Annotated in this window: 10 protein-coding genes and 2 pseudogenes; 5 read left to right on the top strand and 7 right to left on the bottom strand. The window is 70.0% G+C overall.

Translation table 11 applies throughout. The features are described 5' to 3' along the window. Window positions 1-3 precede the first annotated feature (3 nt). The 3 genes from QSG27_RS14340 to QSG27_RS14330 are packed head-to-tail and all read right to left on the bottom strand — an operon-like array spanning window position 4 to window position 5,221. Window positions 4-1,914: an O-linked N-acetylglucosamine transferase, SPINDLY family protein gene (locus tag QSG27_RS14340; RefSeq protein ID WP_306707203.1), complete on the bottom strand. Its 1,911-nt coding sequence runs from the start codon at window positions 1,912-1,914 to the stop codon at window positions 4-6. Further along, on the bottom strand, window positions 1,914-3,725 hold the full coding sequence (locus QSG27_RS14335; RefSeq protein WP_306707201.1) for a tetratricopeptide repeat protein: 1,812 nt from the start codon (window positions 3,723-3,725) through the stop codon (window positions 1,914-1,916). Before QSG27_RS14335 ends, QSG27_RS14340 begins: the two co-directional genes overlap by 1 nt. After that, entirely contained in the window at window positions 3,722-5,221 is a 1,500-nt protein-coding gene (locus tag QSG27_RS14330) for a tetratricopeptide repeat-containing glycosyltransferase family protein (protein WP_306707199.1), read from the bottom strand. The genes QSG27_RS14335 and QSG27_RS14330 overlap by 4 nt, the downstream gene beginning before the upstream one ends. 158 nt (window positions 5,222-5,379) lie before the next feature. Here QSG27_RS14330 and QSG27_RS14325 point away from each other — a divergent pair, with 158 nt between their 5' ends. After that, a complete protein-coding gene (locus QSG27_RS14325) occupies window positions 5,380-7,305 on the top strand; it encodes an O-linked N-acetylglucosamine transferase, SPINDLY family protein (protein ID WP_306707198.1) in 1,926 nt (641 codons plus the stop codon). On the opposite strand, the gene QSG27_RS14320 is transcribed toward QSG27_RS14325, so the two are convergent. Continuing rightward, entirely contained in the window at window positions 7,286-11,107 is a 3,822-nt protein-coding gene (locus QSG27_RS14320; protein WP_306707197.1) for a tetratricopeptide repeat protein, read from the bottom strand. The two genes, QSG27_RS14325 and QSG27_RS14320, sit on opposite strands and share 20 nt — an antisense overlap. A 136-nt stretch (window positions 11,108-11,243) precedes the next feature. On the opposite strand from QSG27_RS14320, the gene QSG27_RS14315 reads away from it, so the two are divergent. From QSG27_RS14315 to QSG27_RS14305, 3 genes are read left to right on the top strand one after another with little or no spacing between them, the layout of a single operon-like run. Beyond that, the gene (locus QSG27_RS14315; protein ID WP_306707196.1) at window positions 11,244-12,410 is read left to right on the top strand and encodes a glycosyltransferase family 4 protein; all 1,167 of its coding nucleotides are present in this window, start codon (window positions 11,244-11,246) and stop codon (window positions 12,408-12,410) included. A 2-nt stretch (window positions 12,411-12,412) separates the two neighbouring features. Then, window positions 12,413-15,238 (top strand): glycosyltransferase, encoded by a 2,826-nt coding sequence (locus QSG27_RS14310; protein WP_306707195.1) that lies wholly within the window; start codon window positions 12,413-12,415, stop codon window positions 15,236-15,238. 34 nt (window positions 15,239-15,272) lie between these two features. Then, the gene (locus QSG27_RS14305; RefSeq protein ID WP_306707194.1) at window positions 15,273-17,075 is read left to right on the top strand and encodes a tetratricopeptide repeat protein; all 1,803 of its coding nucleotides are present in this window, start codon (window positions 15,273-15,275) and stop codon (window positions 17,073-17,075) included. Window positions 17,076-17,099: 24 nt separating this feature from the next. Here QSG27_RS14305 and QSG27_RS14300 read toward each other — a convergent pair whose 3' ends face one another. Further along, the gene (locus QSG27_RS14300; protein ID WP_306707193.1) at window positions 17,100-19,016 is read right to left on the bottom strand and encodes a tetratricopeptide repeat protein; all 1,917 of its coding nucleotides are present in this window, start codon (window positions 19,014-19,016) and stop codon (window positions 17,100-17,102) included. A 249-nt stretch (window positions 19,017-19,265) separates the two neighbouring features. On the opposite strand from QSG27_RS14300, the pseudogene QSG27_RS14295 reads away from it, so the two are divergent. Then, window positions 19,266-19,412 (top strand): annotated as a pseudogene (locus QSG27_RS14295) (transposase); the annotation flags it as partial. A 24-nt stretch (window positions 19,413-19,436) separates the two neighbouring features. On the opposite strand, the gene QSG27_RS14290 reads toward QSG27_RS14295, so the two are convergent. Together QSG27_RS14290 and QSG27_RS14285 are read right to left on the bottom strand one after the other, a co-directional pair. Next, the gene (locus QSG27_RS14290; protein ID WP_306707192.1) at window positions 19,437-19,838 is read right to left on the bottom strand and encodes a hypothetical protein; all 402 of its coding nucleotides are present in this window, start codon (window positions 19,836-19,838) and stop codon (window positions 19,437-19,439) included. Between the two features lie 800 nt (window positions 19,839-20,638). Then, a pseudogene (locus QSG27_RS14285) lies at window positions 20,639-20,881 on the bottom strand (integrase core domain-containing protein); the annotation flags it as partial. Window positions 20,882-20,957: the final 76 nt, after the last annotated feature.

Here is a 20,957-nt window from a genome sequence, read left to right as displayed (position 1 = left end):
CGTTCAGCGCTCCGCCGTTGCTGCTTCCCGCTCATGCCCGAGCCAGAACCGCCACATGGCGCGGTAGGCCGCCTCGACCGCCGCCGCGAAGCCGCGATGGTCGTTGAGCGCCGAGCGCTCCATCCGTTCGCTCATGCCGCGGCGCAACGCGGTCAGGCGCCCCGTGTCGCCGGCCAGGGCGACAGCCGTTTCGACATAGCCGTCCTCGTCCGTCGCGATGAACTCGGCCAGCCCGCATTGGGACAGCAGGCTGGCACCCACCCGCGCGACGTGATGACGGCCGGCGAGCGTGATCACCGGCACCCCCATCCACAGCGCCTCGCAGGTGGTGGTGGTGCCGTTGTAGGGGAACGGGTCGAGGCCGATGTCGATACGGTCGTAGGCCCGCAGATGGTGATCGATCCGATCTATCGGGGGAAGGAGGTCGATACGGCCGGGGTCCACGCCGTTGCCGGCGAACTGCTGGAGATAGCGCGCCCGCGTCGGCGGGTCGTTAAAGGCACGGCTCTTGAGGATCAGGCGGGCGAATGGCACGCGCGTCAGGATGGTCGACCAGACCCGCACCACCTCCGGGGTCACCTTCGCGACGTTGTTGAACGACCCGAAGGTCACGAAGCCATTGGCCAGTGCCGGCGGTTCGTCGCGCGCAACGGCGACGCGCAACGGCTGGAAGGCGAGAAACCCCTTGGGCAGGCGGATCAGCCGCTCGGCGTGCCAGGCGTCGGTGAGCCCCGGTGGGTCGGCGATGTCGTCGGTCAGGCGGTGGTCGATCGCCGTCATGCCGGTGGTGTCGGGATAGCCAAGCCAGGCGACCTGGACCGGGGCCGGCTTGCGGGCGAACAGCAGCGGCCGGCTGTGCGCCGTGTGGCCGGCCAGATCGACCAGGATGTCGATGCGGTCGCGCTCGACCAGCGCGGCGGCGGCCGCGTCGTCCAGGACGGCCAACGACCGCCACCCGTCGGCGAGACTCCTCATCCGTTCGGTGACCGCGTCGTGATGGTCCGAGGTGGCGTAGCAGAAGACCTCGATCGCGCCGCGGTCGTGCTCGCGCAGCAGGGGCTCGATGAAATGGGCGCAGGCGTGGGCGCGGAAATCGGGCGAGATGTAGCCCACCCGCAGCCGCCGGCCAGGGGTGCGGTCGTTGGGGAACCGCCGGCCCCGTGGCATCAGCGGCCGGGCGTGCCGCTCGTTCCAGAAGGCGTGGGCGCGGGCGATGATCTCGGGCGGTACCCAGGGCGTGTAGTGAAGGGCGAGCAGCAGGTTGGAATGCAGCAGGGCCAGATCGGGGTGACGCTCCATCCCGCTTTGGAAGACCGCGATGGCCTCGGTGATCCGTCCCTGCTCCTTCAGCGCCTCGCCGAGGTTGACGAAGGGTTGCGGCAGGTCGGGCTGCGCCTGCATCGCCGCCTGGTAGCAGTCCACGGCGCGGCTCGACTCCCCGAGATCCCGGTACACGTCCCCCATGTTGCTGTGGGTTCCGCCCATGCCGGGCTTCAGCCACGCCGCGCGGCGGTAGGCGGTGATCGCCCGGCCGGACTCCCGGGCGGTCTTCAGGAGGTTGCCGGCGTTGAACCAGGCATCGGCGTAGTCCGGGCACAGGGACAGCGCCACGCGCACCGCCGCCAGCGCCTCCGCCGTCCGGTCGAGGTCGGCCAGCGCGCAGGAAAGATTGCTGCGGATCGGCGCGTCGTCCGGCAGCGCCGCGACGGCCCGGCGGTAACAGGCGGCGGCCTCGTCCCGCCGCCCGACGGCGCGCAACAGGATGGCCAGGTTGTTGTTGGCGTGAGCGTGCCCGGGGTCGTCGCGCAGGATCGCCCGGTAGCTGGCCTCGGCGGCGGCGAGCCGGCCCGCCCGATGATGCTCCAGGGCGGCGGCAAAGCTTTGCACCGCCGCCATTTCGGCTGGGGGCCCCATCATCGCAGTCCCGCGTCGTCGAGGATGGCGAGCAGCCGGTCCGACGCGCGGGTCCAGGTGAAGCCTTGCACCAGATGGTCGCGGGCTGACCGGTGAGCGGTGTCGCCGCCGCGGATGATGGCGGTCAGGATGTTCGCGGCCGCGTCCTCGTCCGGATCCCACCAGTCGAGCCCGTGGAACGGTGGGTAGGCCTGCTCGCTGTAAGGCAGGCGCGCGGGGCGGACGGCCACCGGGATCAGCCGGGCCACCCGGTCGTCGAGATAATCCAGATAGGCCGAATGGCGCGGCGCGATCAGGCTCAGCCCCATGGCGCCGGCCTTGGAGAGGGGAAGGTCCCAGCCCTCGCCGTGCGACATGCTCCAGTAATGGGTCGCCGCCCGTATCAGCCCCGTCATGTCGACGTCCGACAGGAACTGGTTGATCAGCACCACCGGCGCCGCGTCGGCCATCCGCTTCCCGACGGCAGCCTCCGTCCGCCGGACCAGATCGCCGAGTTCCGCGCCGAACGCCGGGTTGCTGCCCTTGCCCAGCTTCAGGATGAGCACCGCGTCGTCGGTTCGCGTCGTGCTGCGCAGCCAGACCCGCAGCAGACCGTCGATGTTCTTGCGGGGAATGAAATCCGAGACGTTGACGAAGCGGTGCCGATAGCTGGAAACCAGCCGCCCGCGCGGATCGACCATGGTCGGCGCGGGGGCGGCGCCGTCGGAATCCTCCGGATCGACGCCCAGGGGGCAGACCCGCAGACGATCCTCCGGATAACCCTGCGCCGCCCAGGCCATGCGGGACGATTCCGTGGGCACGATGATGAGGTCGCTGTGCGCGCACTGGCGCCGCCATGCCGGTGGTATGCAGGTTCCTTCGAACATCGTGAAGGTCACCGTGGCCAGGCCGGGCACCCGTTCAACCGCCAGGGGGATGAGGAAGTTCACCAGGGCCCTGGCGGGAACCGGCGGGTCGAGATTCTCCTCCCGCCAGGATTCGGGACCGGTGATTCCGATCGCCTGGAGCGGTACGGCCCGCTTGCGCAGCGTCCGGATGAAGCGCTGGCAGAAATAGCCGTAGCCCGTGGCGCTCTCCAAGGCGCCGCGGACCGCCAGCCCCTTTTGCGTTCCCGTCCCCGATCCCGTCCCTGGAACCTGCGCCGCCGCAGCGGCGGCCCGGTACCGCGCACAGCGCGCCAAGCCGTTGGCCGCTTCGGAGACGGTCGGGTCGAGCCGGAGGGCGCGGCGGAAAACCCCGGCGGCCTCGTTCACCCGACCGAGCCGCAGCAGCGTTTCGCCAAGCTGGACGTAGGCCAGGACACCCTCGGGCGCGCTGCCGACCGCCCGGCGCAGGGTGTGGGCCGCAGCCGCGAAGTCCCCCGTGAGCACACTGATCAGACCGAGATTGTACCATTGCACGCTCGGGCCGGGATCGAGGCGGACGGCACGCACCAGGAGCCGGACCGAGTTGTCCAGGTTCCCCGTTTCCTGCAGCACCGTGCCCAACCGGCTGCAGATGGCCCCGGACTCCGGCTGCAACGCCGCCAGCGTGCGAAGGGCGCGCGCGGCGGCCGGCCACTCCCGGCGGTGTTGCAGGATGATGCCGAGGTTGGTCAGCGCGACGGCGTCGCCCGGATCGATGCGAACGGCTTCGCACAGGGCCTCCCTGGCCGCGCCGTCCTGGCCGGCCGAGAACAGCGCGGCGCCGAGCAGGTTGAGCGCATCGGTTCGCCCCGGCTCCACCGCCAGCACAGCCCGGCAGGCGTCGATGACCTCCGTCATCCGCCCGGCGCGATAAAGCCGGGACGCCGCTTCGACGCCGGCCATCATGGCACCCCCGCGGCGCGTCGGGCGACCTCGCCGGCGACCCGGGCCATCACCCCGTCCCAATCGTTCCGGCGCGTCATGCGGAACAGCCGGGTCGCCGGGTACCAGGGCGTGTGGTCGGGGAGGCGCATCCAGCGCCAGTCCCCCAGCCACGGCAACGCCAGGAGCACCGGACGCCCCATGGCGCCCGCGATGTGCCCGACCACGGAATCGCAGGCGACGATCAGGTCCAAGCCCTCGATGATCGCGGCGGTGTCGACAAACCCTTCATCCTCACCTTTCCCGTCCCTGTCCGGCAGCGAGACGATCCCCAGCCCCTCATCGGGCCGCTCCCACTGGCCGGGTCTGTCCGCCTTTTGCAGGCTGTACAGCCGGACCCCGGAAAGCTGCGACAAGCGTGCGAAGCGATCCAGCGGAATCGAGCGGTCGGCCCCCGCGGCGCGCCACTGGATGCCCACCCGGAACTCGTCCCGTCGCCCCGCTTCGGCGATTCGCCGGCCCCAGAACTCCACACGATCCGGATCGGCCCGCAGGTACGGAACACCGCCGGGAATCGTCCCCACCGTCGTTCGGCAGCGATGAGGAAGGCTCATCAGGGGCAGTCGGCAATCGGCCTCGGGAACCGGTTCGCCGCCCGCCACCAGCGCATCGATGGCCGGAACGGTGGCGAGGAGGCGCTTGAGCTGGGGCTGGCACTCGAAGACCGTGCGGGCTCCCATCGCCTTGAGCACGGCCATGTAACGGATGAACTGCACGGTGTCGCCAAGCCCCTGCTCGAAATGGACCAGGATGGTCTTGCCGTCCAGCGGGCCGCCGTCCCACAGCGGCGTGCCGGGGCAGTCCCGGTTCCATTGCCAGACGGCTTGGCGGGTGCGCCATTCGTATTCGGGCGCGCCTTCCGTGAAGTTCCCGGCGGTCAGCAGGCTGACGCCGAGATTCTTGTGATGTTCGGCGGACCCCGGCTCAAGCCGGACGGCTCGCCGGTAGCTCACGGCCGCCGCCTCCGGCCGGCATTGGGACAGGATCGCCCCGCCCAGGTTGTTGTTGACCGCCGCCGAGCCCGGCTCCAACAGCACGGCCAGCCGGTAGGCGGCTTCGGCCCGTTCCAGCTCGTCCACGGCCATCAGCGCGTTGCCGAGGTTGAACGCCGCATCCGGGTAGCCGGGCCGCAACGCCACGAGCCGGAGAAGAGGTGCCAGCGCCTCCCCGGCCAAACGGCGCTCGATCAGCAGCGATGCCCACTGGAACAGCGTGTCGGCATCGTCCGGCCGGAGGCGAAGGGCGGCCCGCAGCGCCACCATCGCGCCGTCCTGACGCCCCAAGCCGCGCAGGACCAGCCCCAGGACGAACCAGACCACCGGATGCTCCGGCCGGATCGCCGCCGCCTTTCGGAAGGAGCCCGCCGCCTCGTCCAGCGCCTCGGCTTCGACATGACGCAGGCCGGAACCGAAACATCGGCCGAAAGCCTCGCCGGCCCCGTCGAACACCCCCTTGATCACCCACTCCCTCCGTCCAATTGGTCGACCCGGCAAATGGGTTTGGAAATGCCGCGCCCGATGGTAACCCTTTTCCCGATGAATTCACGCTCCGCACGCCTCCGTGGATGCCCCTCGCCCCGGAGCGGCACAAGGAGGGGCGGCGGCACCGAGGTGAAAGCATGAGCACGGCCCGGCACTTTGCGTCTCCCGCCGAAGCGCTGGGCTACGCCCTGACGCTGCATCAGAACGGCAGGCACGCCGATTGCAGCGCGGTGTGCCGCGCGATCCTGGCCGTCAGGCCCGACCATCATGACGCCTCGTTCCTGCTGGGCGTCGCCGCGTTCGCGCTGGGGCAGATCGAGGAGTCGCACCGCCGCTTGGCGGTCACCATCGCCCTGAAGCCGGATCTGGCCGAAGCCTGCTTCAATCTGGCGCTGCTGCTGCGGCGCCGTAGCCGTCTTGCCGAGGCGGCGGCGCTTCAGGCGCGGGCGATCCGGCTGGCCCCTGGACAGACCGGCGCCGGACCCGTTACCGCTCTGGGCGCGATGCTCCGCGAGTTGGACCGGATGGCGGCGGCACGCGCCGTTCATCGCCGGGCGGTCGCGCAGGCGCCGGACGACGCCGAGGCGTGGCGCGAGTCCGGCCACGCGCTGCGCGATGAGGGCGAACTGGGCGCGGCCGCCGCCGCCTACGGGCGGGCGTACCGGCTCGACCCCAGCCGCTCCGAATCCCTTGACGACCAGCTCTTTGCCGCCCTGTCGCACTGCGACTGGAGCGAGTACGACGATCTGTGCCGGCAGGTGCTGGCGGTCATCGACACCGGCCGGGGAATCGCCCTGCCGCTGCTCACCCTGCTGATCGACACCAGCGCGGCGCAGCAGAACCGCGCCGCCCGCCACTTCCACCGCGTGGTGGTGCAACCGGCGGCCATGCCGCAAGCCGTCGCGGCCCTTCCAGCGGCGCGCCCCCTCGGCGCCGACGACCGGCTCACCGTCGCCTACCTCTCCGCCGACTTCCATGAGCACGCCACCGCCTATCTGGCGGCCGAGCTTTTCGAACTTCACGACCGCAACCGCTTCCGCGTCGTCGCCTACTCCTACGGTCCCGACGACGGCAGCCCGACGCGCCGCCGGCTGGAAGCCGCCTTCGACACCTTCCGCGACATCCGCGGGTCCGATCCGGACGAGGTGCAGGCGATGCTCGCGGCCGATGGCGCCCACATCCTGGTGGATCTGAAGGGCTACACGCGGCATGTCCGGTTCGATCTTCTGGCGCGCCGGTTGGCGCCGGTTCAGGTCGCCTATCTCGGCTATCCGGGGACGATGGGCGGCGACGCCATGGATTACGTCATCGGTGACCGCTTCGTCACGCCGCCGGACCATCAGCCCTACTACCGGGAGCGGCTGGTGATCATGCCGGACTCCTATCAGGCCAACGACCGGCGCCGGCCGCTGGACGCGCCCGTGCCGAACCGCGCCGCTTGCAGCCTGCCCCCGGACGGCTTCGTCTTCTGCGCGTTCAACGCAGCGTTCAAAATCACCCCTTCGATGTTCGGGGTGTGGATGCGCGTTCTGGCGCGGATCCCGGGAAGCGTGCTGTGGTTGCAGCACGCCGGCCGGGAAGGCGCCGGCAACCTCCGGCGCGAGGCGGCTTGGCGCGGGGTCGATCCCGAACGTCTGATCTTCGCGCCCCACAAGCCGCAGACCGAGCACCTCGCCCGCTACCGTTTGGCCGACCTGTTTCTCGACAGCTTTCCTTACACGGGCCACACCACCGTTTCGGACGCCTTGTGGATGGGCGTGCCGGTGGTGACGCGGATGGGCGGAACCTTCGCGTCCCGCGTCGCCACCGGCCTGCTGAACGCCGTCGGCCTTCCCGAGACGGTCACCACCACGTTCGACGGCTACGAGGCGCTGGCGGTGCGGCTGGCCGGCGATCCGGCAATGCTCGCCGGCTTCCGGCGCCACCTTGCCGCTGCGCGGGCGACGGCCCCTCTGTTCGATAGCCCCCGCTTCACCCGGAATCTAGAACGCGCCTACCAGACGATGTGGGAACGGCACGCCGCCGGCCTGCCACCGGAATCCTTCACGGTGCCGCCCCTGTAGCCACGACCCGCACCAGCGCCGCCCGCACATCGGCGACGACGGATGCCCAGTCGCCCGACGCAACTTGCCGGAACAGGCGCATGGTCGGATACCAGGGGGTGGCATCGCCCCGCTCGAGCCAGCGCCAGTCGGCGATGTCCGGCAGCACCGTCCAGACCGGGCGTCCGAGCGCCCCCGCCAGATGCGCCGGCGCTGTACAGGAGCTGATGACAAGGTCCAGGTTGGCCATGATCGCCGCGGTGTCGGCGAAGTCGGCGATCTCCGCACCGAGGTCCGTGAAGGACGGCGGCAGCGGCCCGCAGGTTTCCAGATCCTGCCGCCCTGCCCCCTTCTGCAGAGCCACGAACGCGACCCCCTCCACGCCAAGCAGCGGCAGCAGGGCTTCCAGCCCCGGCGAGCGCCTTCGGTCGTCCTTGAAGGCGGGGTTGCCGGCCCACACCAACCCCACCCGCAACCGCGCCGCCGCCGGACGCGGACCCAACCGCCGCCGCCAGAATTCGACCCGTTCCGATTCGGCGTGCAGGTAGGGAACTTCGGCCGGGACGGTCGCCAGTGTGGTGCCGAACCGGTGCGGCAGGCTCAGCAGCGCGGAATGCACGTCATGCGGTGGCGGCGCGGCGGACCGTCCGACCACCGCGTCCACGCCGGGGAGCGTGGCGAACAGGCGGACGAGCAGGTCATTGCACTCGACGATCACGCGGGCACCCAGACGGCGCAACAACGGCGCGTAGCGGACAAACTGGATTCCGTCGCCGAGCCCTTGCTCGTCATGCAGCAGGATCGTGAGGCCGTCCGGATTCCCGCCGTTCCAGACCGGTGTCGGCAGACCGCGCGGCGTGACCTGGCGGTCGGCCAGATGGGTGCGCCACTCGTATTCCCGGAACCCCGCCTCCAGTTCGCCCCGGAGCAGAAGGCAGATGCCCAGCAAGGTGTGCGCCTCGGCGTGGCCGGGATCGCGCTCGATGACGTGGCGGCACTGGGCCTCCGCCTCCTGGATCCGCCGCAGCTTGCTGAACGCCAAGCCGAGGTTCAGCCGGGCCGACGTGAAGTCCGGGTCGATCGCCACCGCCCGGCGCAGGGTGCGGGCCGCCTCTTCGTCCCCCCCGCTCCGAAGGGAGAGCGCGAGCCCCAAGTTGCTGAGCACGCCGGGCTCGGCGGGGGCCAGCACCAGCGCCCGGCGGCCGGCGCCGACCGCCTCGTCGTGCCGCCCCAGATTCTTGAGTGCGATGCCCAGGTTGGCCCGGGCGCGATGGTCGTCGGGCACGAGGCGGATCAGGTCCCGCAGCACGCTCTCCGCCTCAACGTGGCGTTGGCTCATCAGCAGCGCGTGGGCGAGATGAAAGCGGTGGAAAGTACCGGACAGATCGAGGACGACGCAGTGGCGAAGCGGCCCGATCGCCTCCTCGTGCGCGTTCCGGCCAAGCAGGTCCATCGCCAGGGCATGGAGCGCGTCGATGGACACCGGGTCGAGGGCAACGGCACGATGGCGGTCCGACCCGGATTCCGCAACCGGTTCCGCGAGCGGCTTTGCCGCCGGCTCCGCCTGGTTCGGTGGTCTGGCGTCCGGCGAAATCCAGCCGAGATCGCGGAAATGGTCGAGCCGCTCGCGGATCAGCCGGGGAAAGCCGGCGTCGATAGGGACGGGCGCGAGGGACGTCCACATGCCGGGAACGGCACCGCCGTCGAAACGTCCGGTCGCGTAGAAGCGCTCCAGCCGTTCCCGGTTCGCCGCCGGGTCCTGATCGAACGCCGCGATCATCTCGCGATGCGCGAAGGCTTGCAGCTTGGCGCGGAAGCGCTCGATGCCGCCCATCCAGGTGAAGTGCCAGCCGGCGTCCGGGACGACCCGCCCATGCCCCAGTTTGGTCAGGTAGCGGGCGCGGTTGGCGCCGATCCGGCGGATCAGCTCCCAAGGCGCAGCGGCCACCGACACCCAGGGGTCCGGCGATTTAAGGTCGAGGAAATAAAGGAAGATGTCGAGGTGGGGCGCGAACAGGGAGCGTCCGTCGTCCGGCTCCCGGCGCAGCCGCTCCATCACCCAGGGCCGGAGGATTTCATCGGCGTCCGAGACGACGATCATGTCCGTCGGGCCGCAGCCGTCGAGCCCGCGGGTGATCGCGTCGCGCTGGTGGGCCTCGCGCTGCCATGCGAAGCCGCCGGGATCATCGTCAACGACGACGTGGATGATCTTGTCGGCATAGGCCGCGAAGCGCGCGCGGTTCTCCGCGTAGTGGAGGGGCTTGGGTTCACCGGCGTGGGTAAAGGTCGCTTCGACCAGGACGAAGCGGTCGACCACCGCGTTCAGCTCGGCGAGCCGCACCTCCAGAAGGTCCAGCTCGTTGCAGAACTGGAAGCAGTCGTAGAGCCGCCGCCCCCCGGCGGGCGGTGCCGCGGGCGGCGGCGTGTCCGACAGCGTCGTGACATAGGCGAACCAGGCGTCGAACCCCCGCAGCGTCGTCCAGATGGCCGACCGGTTCTCCTCCGTGTTGTGGTCGAGCCGTAGGGAATGCTCGACGAGCGCGATCAGTGCCCGCGCCTCCGCCCGCCAAGCGTGATCATCCCCGTCATGCGGGCGGGCGTTCAGGTGGCCGCCCAGCGCGCCCAGCAGGCGCTGCTGTGCTTCGGCCAGATCGGTGGTGACGGCCGCCTTCGCCTTGCCCGGTCCGGTGCCACTCCTGTGGCCGCCTCTCAGCTCATCAAGCCACGCCAGCCAGTCCCCGGCCCGTCCGGCCCAGGTCATTGCGGTGGTGGCGTGGTCCACCTGTTCGCGGAGCCTGCGGCCGACGGTCGCCCGATCGTCGCGCCACTGGACGAGGGCTGCGCCGGCGGTTTCGGCGAAGCGGACGGCGTGCTCCGTCGGGTCCGGCGGGACCGGGATCAGCCGGGCGAAGCCGGCCGTGGTTTCCGGAAGCGCCCCCAGCGCGCTGGACACGACGAGGCATCCGGCGGCCAACGCCTCCATGACGGCGATGCAGGACGTCTCGGCGAAGCGGTTCGGGTAGGCGAGGCATGTCGCGTCACGCAACGCCTCCGCCAGGGCGTCTTGGGAGACTGCCCCCACATAGTCCACCCCCTCGGTGTCGCGGCAGCGCTGGTAGAGGGCGCCGTATGGGTCCTGGTCCGCGGGGACCTGATAGCCCTCCAGGCTGGAAAACACCCGGACGGTGGTTCCGGGGATCGCCGCCCGAAGGCGTGGAACGCTGTCGAGCAGCACGTCGAGGCCACGGAAGGGCGTGCTGGTGTAGGCCAGGACCGGCGGCCACGGCTTCGCCGCCATGATGTCGGACCCCGCCGGAAACAGGCCGGAGAAGGCCGGCGCGATGCCGTTGCGCAGGATGCGGCAGTGTCGGCGGTCGAGGCCGAACGCCTTGAGATAGCCGTCCATCTGCCAGCGGCCCACGAAGGCGTAACCGTCCCAACAGGCGCGCGCCTGCGGCTCCGCGAGGCATCGCGCGGCGGGTTGGTCGACGGCGTGCTGCATCCACAGGATCAGCTTCTGGCCGGCGTCGAGGGCCGCACGCAGGCGGGTCAGCGCATCCGTCGGGCAGCCGTTGAGCAGCACCACGACGTCGAAGGCCCGCATGCCCTCCCAGGGCACCGCGCTGGCGGGAAGACAGCGCACCCCGCGCACCCCGCCGGCTGTCCGGGTGCCGTTGACCAGCGTGACCTCCAGGCCGCCAGCGGCCAACGCCTCCGCGAGGTAGCACAGGGCCGATTGCGAACCGCCGAGAGGGTGCAGGCGTGGCGTGTCCGGCGTGTAGTCCCCACCCGCCGGGTCGAGAAAGGCGATCTTGACGGTCATGCTGGCTCGTGCTGGACGGCGGCTCACGCTGTGTATCGGCGTCCGCGTTCTGCTATCCTATCATCCAAGGCCATGGGCATGAAGGGATGTGCGGCGCGTGACGGAGTTGGTAGCGGTGGGCGTCGGGAAGCCGTGCATGGAACAGAACCTGGCGCTGACGTGGCAGCTTTCGGAGATTCACGGCTGGGGTCTGGTCGGCGTCCACACGGCACTGCATCTGATCGACTGGGGACGGCCGCCGCTCCTGCTGGAAAAGCCACATCTGGGCAGCCTGCGGCCGGGAAACCGGCAAAAGCTCGAGGTCCTGTTGGACGGCTACCAGCAGATCAGCGCCATCGCCGACCGGTCGGGCAACCGGATGCTCGCACTCAACGACTGTACCGTTCTGCACGCGCTCGGCAACGGCTTCGTCGCGGGTCCGCTCTCCGCCCAGTTCCGCGGCAGCCGCAACGTCGGAGTCATCGCCTTCGAGGACACCCTGTTCGACGAGGTCACGCTGCGGCGTGCGCGGAGCTACGACCAGCTCGTGGTCCATTCGGAGTTCAACAGAGCCCTGTTGGCCGAACAGGGCATTCCCGACGTCGCCTGCGCCTTCCAAGGCGTGGACCCGGACGAACTGACGCCGGTTCCGCCGGCCCGGCGTTTCGGCGACCGCTTCGTCGTCTTCGCGGGTGGGAAGGTGGAGTTCCGCAAGGGACAGGACATCGTGCTCGCCGCCTTCCGCCGGTTCCATGAGCGCCATCCCGACGCTCTGCTGATCACCGCGTGGCACAACCCCTGGCCGCACACCTCCGCCGACATCGCGGAGTCCCCCCTGGTGCCGGCCGCCCCGGCCGTGGGTGACAATGGCAAGCTGCGCATCGTGGAGTGGGCGATGGCCTGCGGCGTGCCGCCGGAGGGCTTCGTCGACATGGGCTTTCTCGGACGCGGCCAGATCCCCGCCATTCTGGCGGAATGCCACGCCGCCATCTTTCCGAACCGCTGCGAAGGGGCGACCAACCTCGTCGCCATGGAGGCGATGGCCTGCGGCGTGCCGGTCATCCTGTCGGCCAACACTGGCCACCTCGACCTGATCCGGGACGGCAACTGCCTCCCCCTGCGCCAGCAGGACCCCGTGGCCGATCCCGCCGGGCGGCGCCGTGGTTGGGGGGAATCGTCCGTCGAGGAGGCCGTCGCACACCTCGAAACCCTCTACACCGACCGCGCCGCCGCCCGCTCCCGCGCCGACAAGGCGCAGGCCTTCCTTCGCGGCGAGCGGACTTGGCGCGCCTTCGCCGAAACCTTCGTGACGGCGGTGGCGTAGGGATGGCGCGGGATACCACGGACGCCGACGGCGTCCCGCCCTACCGGCGGGCGCTCGCGATCGATCCGGCGGATGCGGTCGCATGGCAGCATGCGGCCCGCACCGCCCGCGCGGTGGGCGACGGCCTGCGGTCGATCGGGCTGTTCGTCCGGGCGGCCCGCCTGCACGGCGACCTTGAGGCGCTCGGCCGGCAGATCGGCGAACCCCTGAGGCTTGCCGCCAGCCGGGCTTTGTCGCGCGTGCAGGCAGGGGCGGCCGACGAGGCGGCGGCGTTGCTGGAACCCTTGGCGCGCATCGTGCCGCCGCAGGGAGACCTTGCCCGCACCCTGGGCATCGTCCGTCTGATCCAGGGCCGCGACGCGGAGGCCGAACGGCTGCATGCGGCCGCGGGCTTCGAGGATTGCGGGTTGGGTGTCGCCTTGCGGGGGATCGCACGCCACAAGGCCGACACCGACTTTCTCGGCACCGTGGTGATTCCCGCGCACCGGATGGAGGACACCATCGAGCGGGCGCTCGACAGCGTTGCCGCGGCGGCCCGCGTCTACCGCGAGGCGGCGCGGGACACGCGGTCGCAGGTCCATGTCTGCGTGGTAGACGATGCCTCCCCCGACGAGACGGCGTCGCGGGTCCTGCGCTGGGCGCGCGAACATCCGGAGCAGAGCGTCGCGCTGATCGCGAACAACCGCAACCAGGGAGCGGGCCGGTCGCGCAACATCGGTGCCGCCGCCGGGCTTGGCCGGTACGTCTGGTTCCTCGACGCCGACGATTACTTTTTCGAGCGGCATCTCGTGCTGACGGCAACGGCGCTGGACCACAACCCCGACGCCGGGTTCGTTCGCACCGGGATGCACTTCGACACCATCGACCAGGAGGTTACTCCCGAGTGGAGGGAGGCGTCGGAGCTGAGCTACCCCTGCAACCTCTGCGTACGGCGCGTCTGCCACGACATGATCGGCGGCTTCCCGGAGGAGGCGCCGTTCCATCCGGCCGTGGCCGACGACGTGGCCTATGGCCGGGCGCTCCACAGCATATTCGGCGGAATCCGGATTGCGGAGAAGACAGTCCACTACACGATGCGGGCGGACAATGCCCTGGCGCGGCAGCGCCTGACGATGACCGGCGCCGCCAAGCCGGCGGAACCAACACCGCCCGATTCCCGCTTCGTAGCGATCGAGATCCTGACCCAGCGCCGCATCCACGCGTTGAGAGCCAAGCGATCCGCGCTTCTCCGCGACGGTGGCTGGAACGGACCGCCATTCTTCACGGCTCAGGGGGGAGAAGATCCGCCTGAGGGTTCCTCTGCGGCCCCCGTAGCGGCCCTTTCGGAAGGCCAGGACACCCCGCGCGCCATCGACCTCGTCGCCGTAGGGAAGGACGCTATCCAGGCCGGGCAGCTCGACCGCGCCATCGTCGCGCTGACCCGCGCAGCCATCGAGGACCCCGGTCGCACCGAAGCCTGGTTCGAGTTGGGATTGCTTGCGCACCGGCTTCGGCGCGACACGCTTGCGCTGACCGCCTTCCGCGCGGTAACAGGCCTTCATCCCGACGCGGCAGGCGCGTGGTGCAATCTCGGCTCCATGCTGTTGGACATCGACGCCCATGCTCAGGCCGTCCCCCGGCTGCGCCGTGCCCTGGTGCTCCAGCCGGGCCACACCAACGCCCAGTGTCTGCTGGGCCGCGCGAACCGGCGGCTCGGGCATGCCGAACAGGGGTGGCGAGACCTGGGGCGGGCGCTCCGGCTGGCCCCGGCGCGGCCCGATCTCAACGCGGACTGCGCGGACGCCGCCCTGGGCCTCGGCGATGGAGCGGGCGCGGCGGAGCATGCCCGCCAGGCGCTGCGGCTCAGCCCCGACCTGTACAGCGGTCACGTGGCGCTGGCCGGGGCTCTGGAATCGCTTGGCCGCCTCGACGAGGCGCTGGTGGCCTGGGAGCGGGCGATCCACTGCAACCCCGGTTTCGGCGAGGCCTTCACGCGCCGTGCGGTGACCCTGTTGACGCGCCGGTGGGGGCCGCCGCCGCTCCCCGCCCCGGCGGGGGGGACAGGCCGCCGCCTCGCCTCGACCGCCCTCGGACGGAACGGGCGGTTCGGCAACCAGCTTCTCCAGTATGGCGTCTTGCGCCTCTACGCCGCCAGGCACGGCCTCACCCTGGAGGTTCCCTCATGGCTCGGCCGCCATCTGTACGACCACGACGATCCCCTGCCCGGCCCGGCGCTGCCGCGCGTGGCGGAGGCAGACGGGGAAGCCGCCCTGACCGCCTCCCTCCTTGGCGAACGAGCCGCGGTGCTGGCGGACCGCGACGTGTCCGGCTATTTCTGCGGCGATACGACACCTCTGGCGCCTTTCAAAGAAGAGTTCCGCGCGCTGTTCTCGCCGGGCCGCCACCTTCAACCCTACGCGGATGCGCTGCTCGGCCGTCTGCGCGACGCCGGCCGCACCGTCGTGGCGCTGCACCTCCGGCGCGGGGATTTCGGCTGGGGACGGTTCTGGATCGCTCCGGTGTCCTGGTACCTGCACTGGCTGGAGGCCGTTTGGCCGACGCTTGACCGTCCGCTCCTGTTCATCGCGACCGACGACCCCACCCAGGTGCGGGCATTCGCCGCCTACCGCCCCGTCACCGGCTGCGATCTTGCCGAGCCGATTGCCGGCGCCGAGTTCTTCACCGATTTCCACGTCCTCTGCCACGCCGATCGGGTCGCCATTTCCAACAGCTCCTTCTCCTTCGTCGCGACCATGCTGAACCGCAACGCCGGCGGTTTCCATCGGCCGGAGCCGACGCGCCGGGCCTTGCTCTCTTACGATCCCTGGGCAGCCCCGGTCCTGATCTGATCGCCCCCCGAAAGCACGGACAAAGCACGGACGCATGGCCTTCCCCACCAAAGCCACCATCGATCGACCCGACCCAGCCGCGCTCGTCGCGGCGGGCCTCGCCCATCACGGTGCCGGCCGGCTGGCCGAAGCGGAAAGCGCGTATCGGCGGGTTCTTGCCGATCACCCCCGTCATCCCGATGCCCTGCATCTCCTGGGCGCGCTGGCGCTTCAGGGCGGCAAGCCGACGGAGGCCGTGGACTGGATGAGGCAGGCCATCCGCTCCGCCCCCGACAACACGGCCTGCTTCTCCAACCTCGCCAGCGCGCTGCGGCGGCTCGGCCGGCGCGACGAGGCTCTGGCCTGCTGCCGGCGGGCCTTGGTGCTGGACGCCGGTTCCGGCGACGTGCTCAACAACTTCGCGAACGTGTTGTCGGACCAGGGCAAGCACGGCGATGCCGCGACCGCGTTGCGCCGGCTGTTGCGCCTCAAGCCGTTGCTGACCGAACAGCGGCTGCTGCTTGCGCAGGCGCTCATCCTGGACGGCCGCGCCGAGGAGGCGATCGAGGAGTTGATGGCGCTCCTCGGCATGACACCGTCGTCGGCGGCCGCCTACGCCAACCTGGGCATGGCCCACCGCCGTCTCGGCCGGGCCGGGGAGGCGGTCCGCTACTACCGGTGCGCGCTCGGTTTCGCGCCGGGCGATCCCGGCATCCTCAACAACCTTGGCGTCACGCTTCAGGATCTCGGGCGGCTCGACGAGGCGGTGGCCTGCTTCCGGCGGTCCATCGAGATCCAGCCGGACTCCGCGCACACCCACCTCAACCTAGGACTCGCGGCCCGCGACCTGATGCGGGTCGACGAGATGATCTCCCTGTCGCGAATCGCCGTCAGGTTCGACCCGTCCCTGGCGGAGGCCCATACTGCGCTGGGCTTCGGGCTGCTGCTCAAGGGGGAACTCGAAGAGGGGTTCGCCAAGTACGAATGGCGTTCGCGCATGGCCGACTTCCCGTCGCCCCGGCGCAGCTTCACTTCCCCCCTCTGGGACGGCTCGCACCTCGCCGGCCGGACCTTGCTGGTCCACGACGAGCAGGGGGTGGGCGACACGATCATGTTCGCCCGCTTCGCCCCGCAGCTTCAGGCGCGGGGCGTGCGCGTCTTCCTCGAATGCAACACCCAGGCCGTCCGCCTGCTCTCTTCCATGCCGGGCATTGAGGGCGTGATCGGCCGGTTCGATACGCCGCCGCCGCACGACGCACATGTCGCTCTGGCCAGTCTTCCGCACCGGCTCGGCACCACGCTGTACACCATTCCCGCCGACATCCCCTATCTGCGCGCCGAGCCGGCGCTGGCGGCGGCCTGGGCAAAGCGCATGGGGCCGCCGCGCGGGTTCAGGGTTGGGCTGGTCTGGGCGGGACACCCCGGATTCAAGGCCGACCATATCCGTTCGCCCCGCCTGAAGGCGTTTCTCCCGTTGCTGGACGTTCCGGGTGTCGCGTTCTTCGGCTTGCAGAAGGGGGCCGGACGGCAGGACTTGGAGACCTGCGGGCCGCTGCCGCCGTCCTTCACGGACCTCGGCGCGGAGATCGCCGACTTCGCCGACACCGCGGCGATCATGGACAACCTGGATCTCGTCATCAGTTCCTGCACGGCGCCGGCGCATCTGGCCGGGGCGCTCGGCCGTCCGGTCTGGACGGTGTTGCCCTTCTCGCCCGACTGGCGCTGGCTGGACCGGGGACTGTGCACGCCGTGGTACCCGAGCATGCGCCTGTTCCGCCAGGACCGGCGCGGCGAGTGGGCGCCCGTCGTCGGCCGTGTCCGCGCCGCTCTCCAAGCCCTCGCCCGTTCCCGCCCGTGACCCGTGGCGGGCGGCGTCAAAGCATCACGGCGTCCAGGGCGCGAAGGGCCGGATGCGGCGGGCGGCGACGTCCGGCTCGACGAAAAGGCGGGCGCGGGTGTTGAGGCGGGCGGCAAGAACGCTGAAGCCGCTGGCGGCGCTGGTGCCGACCACGTCGGCGTTCATCAGCACATGGAAATCCTGAAGGAAGTCCAACCCCGCCCACTCCTCCACGACATCGGCCCGCGTCAACGGACGGAAGGCTGCGAAGGCGTGGCGGACCGCCGCAACGTCGTCGCTGGCCACATAGAGCACCGGCCGGTCGAGGCGCGGCCACCACTCCCGCAGCCAGTCGACGTACCAGGCGGTCTCGGTGATGGGATAGCTGCACGTCACGAAGTCGCCGCGCCGGATGTGGATCGCGACCACCGTGTTTCCCGCCGCCCGCAACCGTTCGATCGCCGGGTCGAGGTACGGCGCCCAGACCCGGCGCGGCGTCAGCCATGACTGGACCCGCTGCCGGTACGCCTTCTTGTGCTCGAACAGGAACAGGGGCGAGAGTATGTCGCGATCGGCGATCGGCGCCTGCTCCGCGGTGCCGCTGACCAAGTCGTTGAGGATGCGGCGGGAAAACAGCAGCGGCGGCAGGGGACCGCTCTGCGGCGGATCGTTCAGTTCGAAGAAGGTGCCACCCACCCAGTCGGGCGTCTCCAACACGAAGCCGTGCGTCTCGGCATAAAGCCGAACCAGGATGTATTCCAGAACGGTGTGGGCAAAGCGGCCCCGGGTGGCCAGCGTCGACGAGGTCACACGCGGGGGCCGGTGTCGGCCATCCACCCCCACGGCGGCAGGGCGGACCAGTTGGAGCCCTTGATCGGCCAAGGTCGCGTGCAAGGCGGCCAGCGACTTCACGGTAAAGAACCAGCCGTTGTCCCCGCGGACCGCCTCCAGCCGGTCGCGTGCGGCCTGGGGGACGCCGTCCCGCAGATCGAGCGCGGCGAGCGCGGTCAGGCATTCCCCGCGATAGGTGACGCCGCCAATTGGTGCCGACGCCAGTCGGGTGAAGAACGCCCGGCCCTCGGCCAGCCGGTCGCGTTGCAGGAAGATGTTGGTTAGCAACTCGATGGTGATGGGCACGTCGATGCCGGGGATCGGCAGGCTTTCGATCAGTTCGGCTTGGGCCTTGGCCGGGCGGCCCAGGTCGATCAGCGCCGTTGCCACGCGCACATGGGCGAGGGCAAGCCCCAGCCGCGCCGACCGCTGGTATCTTTTCAACGCCCGTTGCGGATCGCCATGGGCGTACAGGGCATTGCCGAAATTGTACCAGTATTCCGGGCTGGCCGGGCTGAGAGCCAGCGCACGCCGCAGGCTGGCGTGAGCCGCGGCGTCATCGCCGCGTTCAAGCAGGATGTTGCTCAGGTTCATGTGGGCGGATGCCAGATCGGCCTTGACCGCGATCGCGCGGAGCAGGCTTTCCACCGCCTCGTCGAGCCGATCGGCGCGACGGAGAACCACCCCCAGATCGTGATGAACCTCGGCCAGATTGGGATCGAGGCAGGCGGCGCGTTGCAGGGCGTTGATCGCCCGCGGCACCCCGGCATCGCCCTGGGTTTGGAAGGCGTCGCCGAGATTGCGCCAAGCCAGCGGAAGGCCCGGATCGAAGAGGGTGAGCCGCCGCCACTCGGCGGCGGCCTCCGCAGGGCGTCCGGCGTTGTCCAGGATGGTGGCCCGGTTGACGCGGGCCTCGATCCAGCCGGGATTGAGCTGAAGCGCGCGCCCAATCAGGTCCAGGCACGTGGGCAGTTGGCCGGCCTGCCACTCGGTCATCCCAAGCAGGTGCAAGGCGTTAGGGTTGTTCGGATCGGCATCCAGGATCCGGCGATACAGCGCGGCCGCCTCGGGGACGCGGCCGGCGCGATGATCGGCAAACGCGATGGTCAAGGCTTCGTCGATCGTGACCATCAATCCGTCTCCCTCGACCTTCCCCGAGAAAATAAACCGCGGCCCGGATTTGAGACATCCGGCTGGGCTTGCTCAGGCGGCCAAGAGTAGCTTGGCGATGGAGCGCCGATCAACGCGGAGTTGGCCGGCGCACAACGGCCTCTACAAGACCGAGGTAATCCGCCGCCGCGGACCATGGCGCACTGAGATGGTCCCCGTTCTCCGGACAGTTGGATAAGCTTGGTTCGCCCAGAATGAAGGACGGACCCGATGACGGGGAAGCGGAAGCGGTATTCGGCGGAGTTTAAGGCGAAGGTGGCTCTGGAGGCGATCTGGGGCGAGCTGACGGTGTCGCAACTGGTCGCCAAGCACGGGGTGCACCAGACGCTGATCAACGCCTGGAAGAAGCAGGCGATGGTGCGTTCATTATGCCCCTCTTTTTCAAGTGTCTGGAAACATTGAAAGTTGATCCTTGGAACTGAGGCGGCACGGCTCGCCTTTGCGTCCAACCGCGGCAAGGAGACGCTGATCCTGAAGGTCCGAAGCACGGATCTGGTAGGGAGCGCCGGGCACCACCTGCTCGGCGACGATCAGGCCGGCATTGATGAGGCGGACGAGGCGGTGGCGCGAAATGCCGAGCGCCGCCGCAGCCTCATACTGGGTCAACCATCCGCCATCCTTCTCCGCGGACCGGTAGGCATGAATGCCACGAACCCGTCGCAGAGAGCCGACGCGGTGTACGGTCCAGGATTTTCCTTGCCCGGTGCGCATGCCCATCCGGTTCAACTGCGCGGCGATGTCCGCATCCGACCAGCGCGTCGCCATACTGCGGATCACCGCCATCGCCTCCTCCGGCGTCCGGCAGCCGTGCTCGCCGGATTTCGGTTTGGTGAGACGCAGCTGCGAGTGCTGCCCGCCCTGCCAGTGGATGGTGAGGATGACTTCGCGCGCCGCCTCGTCGACGTCGGCGATGATGTTGACGTGAGGGTCCGGAGCAGACGTTGGCGCGCCCTGGTGGTCACCGTCGGCGCGTTCCAAGCGGCCTGCAGATCATCGGCCAGTCCGGCGAAATCCGGAGCGTCGGCCACCGGAACGGGAGCCGACACGGACGCGACCCGCGCCTCGCAGGGCTCGACACGCCGAAGTGCCGCTTCCCAATTCTTTTCCAGCTGCGCGGCAATCAGCCGGTTGTCGGGATCGCAGGCGGCATAGCGCCGTTCCGCCAGTGCCGCCTCGTAGCGCGCCTTCTGCAGGTCCAGCTCCGCCAGCCGCCGTCGCTCGGCTTGGTGTTCCATATGCCTCCGCTCGGCTTCCAGCGCGGCCTCGATCGCCATCGGCTCGACGGCTCGGAGACGTTCGCCGGCGACCACCTCGTCCACCCGGGAACTCCCGAACCCGAGGCATCGTGGCAGTCCCAGTATCTGGTGAGGACGTTCGCAACGGTATATGGCTTGGCTGGGCTGGCGGCCGCGATACGACACGGTCAGTCGCCGTCCGCACCGGGCACAGCTCAGGACCCCGATCAGCAGGGCGCGGCCTCCACGCCCCGATTTTGCGCCGCCGGCCCGGCCGTAGGCGTTGGTGGCGAGCAGGGTCTGGTTGCGCTCGAACTCCTCCCAATCCACGTAGGCCTCGTGGTGATTGTTGAACGGGCCGGCCGGCAAGGGCTTGAGGTGCCCCTTCTCCTCGGCGAAATGCTCGACGACGACGCGCTGGGTGGTGGCGTGCAGGCGGACGTTGGCGACCCGGTCCAGCCACTGGGTGAACTGGGCGTTCAGGTCGTCGAGGTTGCGGAACGTGCGGGCCAGGAAGAAGTCCTCGCGCACGTAGCGGAAGGACCGCTCGACCTTGCCCTTGGTCTTGGCGCGGTAGGGCTTGCAGGCCTTAGCAGGCCGCGGAAAAAGGCTATGCCCGGCTTGCCGGTCGTGATTCTCTCCGTTTGAAGAGAATGCGGCCGGTGAG

This window comes from Azospirillum isscasi (genome assembly GCF_030849505.1).
GTDB lineage: Bacteria > Pseudomonadota > Alphaproteobacteria > Azospirillales > Azospirillaceae > Azospirillum > Azospirillum isscasi.
Note: the sequence above shows the minus strand (reverse complement) of the source record. Positions and strands in the feature narration are given on the sequence as shown.

What these genes read in the sequence shown, in the direction of transcription:
- QSG27_RS14340 (WP_306707203.1), bottom strand. Translation starts at nt 1,914, where the DNA reads ATGGGGCCCCCAGCCGAAATGGCGGCGGTGCAAAGCTTTGCCGCCGCC.
- QSG27_RS14335 (WP_306707201.1), bottom strand. Translation starts at nt 3,725, where the DNA reads ATGATGGCCGGCGTCGAAGCGGCGTCCCGGCTTTATCGCGCCGGGCGG.
- QSG27_RS14325 (WP_306707198.1), top strand. Translation starts at nt 5,380, where the DNA reads ATGAGCACGGCCCGGCACTTTGCGTCTCCCGCCGAAGCGCTGGGCTAC.
- QSG27_RS14320 (WP_306707197.1), bottom strand. Translation starts at nt 11,107, where the DNA reads ATGACCGTCAAGATCGCCTTTCTCGACCCGGCGGGTGGGGACTACACG.
- QSG27_RS14315 (WP_306707196.1), top strand. Translation starts at nt 11,244, where the DNA reads ATGGAACAGAACCTGGCGCTGACGTGGCAGCTTTCGGAGATTCACGGC.
- QSG27_RS14310 (WP_306707195.1), top strand. Translation starts at nt 12,413, where the DNA reads ATGGCGCGGGATACCACGGACGCCGACGGCGTCCCGCCCTACCGGCGG.
- QSG27_RS14305 (WP_306707194.1), top strand. Translation starts at nt 15,273, where the DNA reads ATGGCCTTCCCCACCAAAGCCACCATCGATCGACCCGACCCAGCCGCG.
- QSG27_RS14300 (WP_306707193.1), bottom strand. Translation starts at nt 19,016, where the DNA reads ATGGTCACGATCGACGAAGCCTTGACCATCGCGTTTGCCGATCATCGC.
- QSG27_RS14290 (WP_306707192.1), bottom strand. Translation starts at nt 19,838, where the DNA reads ATGGCGGTGATCCGCAGTATGGCGACGCGCTGGTCGGATGCGGACATC.